Annotated in this window: 3 protein-coding genes; all 3 read right to left on the bottom strand. The window is 68.1% G+C overall.

Translation table 11 applies throughout. The features are described 5' to 3' along the window. Positions 1-23: 23 nt before the first annotated feature. A complete protein-coding gene (locus tag ACFU6I_RS48350; protein WP_384380904.1) occupies positions 24-1,133 on the bottom strand; it encodes a transposase in 1,110 nt (369 codons plus the stop codon). Beyond that, entirely contained in the window at positions 1,102-1,611 is a 510-nt protein-coding gene (locus ACFU6I_RS48355; RefSeq protein WP_384380907.1) for a transposase family protein, read from the bottom strand. The genes ACFU6I_RS48350 and ACFU6I_RS48355 overlap by 32 nt, the downstream gene beginning before the upstream one ends. 711 nt (positions 1,612-2,322) lie before the next feature. Further along, on the bottom strand, positions 2,323-2,714 hold a 392-nt coding region (locus tag ACFU6I_RS48360; protein ID WP_384380910.1), incomplete at its 5' end, for a DNA-directed RNA polymerase subunit alpha C-terminal domain-containing protein.

Genomic DNA, 2,714 nt, shown 5'->3' on the forward strand with positions numbered 1-2,714 from the left:
AAGAGCCGTATAACGAGAGATTGTTACGTACGGTTCCGTGAGAGCCGGGGGCTGTGATGCCCCCGGCTACTCGACAGCATCTTGATCCGGTTGACATGGCCCTCCACGACACCGGAACTCCAGGGCAGGGTGAGGCCGGCGATGACGGCTTCGCGGTCGCGGTCGATGCCGGCAGCGAGGGTGTGGAGGCTGGGCAGGTCGTCCTGCCGGACGGCCTCGAGCCAGTCCGGCAAGCGCTCGCCCTGGCGGTCGGTGAGCATGGCTGCGAAGGAACGGACATGGCCGGTGAGGGCGTCGAGTTCGGGGCAGTGCGTCCGGACGGCCTTGAGCTGGATCTGCTCGGGTTCGGTGAGGGTGTCCGGGTGCCGGAGGATCCATCCTGCGACGGCCCGGGGCGAGGGCGGCCGTGCGGTCACCGGCCGCGGTGAGGTGCGCTTGTCGTGCAAGTAGGCGCGAACACGTTGGTAGCTGCCCTTGTAGCCGAGCGGCACGATCTCCTCCCACAGCTTCCACGCGTTGGTGCAACCCTCACTCCAGCGATTGTCCAAGTGGGGCTTGTAGTCATCGAGGACCGAGGGGCGGTTCTGCCACTGACCGGTGAACAACTCCTCCGGCGTTGCGACGTCGGCGAACTGCTTGACGGTTCGCCAGGACATACCAAGCTCCCGCTGGACCGAACGTCGGCTGTGTCCCGCCTTCAGCAGGGCGTGGACGGCAGCGTGCCGGGCCCGGGTCCGGTCGGCGAACCGGTGTCCTCGTGGCCAAGGCGACGCGGACGGATCCGCGGCCGGAACGGGCCCGGGTTCGGGTTGAGGCGCTGCGGGCGTCAGAACACTCAGGCAGCGGCGGTGCTGGGCGACGCTCCGCTCAGCGGCCTCGCTCAGGTTGTGCCAGAGATGCCACCGGTCCGCGACCTGGACCGCTTGCGGCGCTCCGGCCGTGGCACCTTCAGCGAAGAACGGTGCTCGGTCCCGGCAGACGACCTCGACGCCTGGCCGCTGGGCGAGCCAGGCAGCCAGGCTGGATGCCTCCCGATCCGGGAGCAGGTCGATCGGGCGGCGGGTTTCGACGTCCACCAGGACGGTGCCGTAGTGGCGGCCCTTACGGGGGGCGTACTCGTCGACACCGACCACTCGCGGTGCCGGGCACCTCCGGCTCGGGCAGCGCGTCGACCAGGCGCAAAACCGTGCTTCGGCTGACGGACACGCCGAGAATGGCAGCCAGCCGGGCACCGGCCCGGCCGGCCAGAGCAAGGCCAACGGCGGCCAGGGTCGAGCGCAGCCGCTCCGTGCGCTGGCCGTACCTGCGGGTCAGGCCGGATATCTGCTCCACGAAGGTCCGTCGCGTGCACATGGTGTTCTGGCACCGGAACCGCCGAACTCGTAACTGGAGTACGACCGTTCGTCCGGCACTCGGTACGTCAGCGGGAAACCGCAGATAAGAGCTGTGAACCCGGGTCGACCAGGCCCCGCACCCCGGACAGACGGCGCCAGCCGTGGTGCATTGCACGTCAACGCGCACTATCTCGATATCCACGTCCACCGACAGCACCGCGACGTCTGCGATCGACGGGAACAACAGCTCCTTCAGCCGGAGCACGACCTCTTCCACGGCCCGGACTGTGAGCCCAACCACCTCGATGACGACTCATTTTCGGGCGACTTCGAAGCCGCCCTGAGATGCTCAATCGGCACCCAGAGTGGCCGCTGCACGGAAACTGTGCCAGAACCGCGACCCGTGAACAAAGCCAGGGAGGCGCTGTCATGCCGAACCGGCGGCCCCGTGGATATCAGCCACAGTGGAAGCCCCGCGCCCGCACGTGCGAGCTGCTGGCGGCCGTGGACCGGGTCCTTGCGCGCTACGCCGCTCAGCTGCCGCTGCAGGATGGTTGGGTGGTCAGGGCGAGCCGGTCCGGGCAAGCCGCCCTGGTCGGGGCCTGTTCGGGGCTGGGGAGGGTTGCACCCATGGTTGTCTGCACAGGTGTACCCAGGGTTGCACCGGAGGTACTACCGCAGGTGTGAACCCCCCGTTTCGACGTCGGGCCGTTTCTGCAGGTCAGATCCTGTGGGCAAGCCGTTTCCCTACGCCGACGCCTCTTTGTACGTGATAGCCGTACGGAGGGGTGGGTGTCTTGGCGGGGCGGCGGGCGGCGATGCTGTGGGAACTCCTGAGACCGTGTCTGTGCTGCGCGTTACGGTGATCCGGTTCTGATCGGGGCTGCACGGGGGTGCCTCTGATGGTGACGGCTCGACAGAAGCGTTGCGCGGCCCCGCGTATCGGTCCGGGAGGCGATCTCCGGCTCCGTGTGACCCGGCGCAGTGTTCAGTACTGTTCGGTCTCGACGTAGCTTGTGTCCGCGTCGTCGTCGGCGCCGAAGGCGGCGGCGATCGGGTCGAATCCGGGCGGGCTGTCCTTGAGGCTCATGCCCATGTCGGCCAGCTTCGCCTTGACCTCGTCGATCGACTTCGCACCGAAGTTGCGGATGTCGAGGAGGTCGGCCTCGGAGCGGGCCATGAGCTCACCGACCGTGTGGACACCCTCGCGCTTGAGGCAGTTGTACGAGCGGACCGTGAGCTCGAGTTCCTCGATCGGCAGCGCCAGATCGGCGGCACGCGCGGTGTCCGTCGGGGAGGGGCCCATGTCGATGCCCTCGGCGTCGATGTTGAGCTCGCGGGCCAGACCGAACAGCTCGACCAGGGTCTTGCCGGCCGACG

The sequence above is a fragment of the Streptomyces sp. NPDC057486 genome (genome assembly GCF_042802415.1).
GTDB classification, from domain to species: domain Bacteria; phylum Actinomycetota; class Actinomycetes; order Streptomycetales; family Streptomycetaceae; genus Streptomyces; species Streptomyces yanii.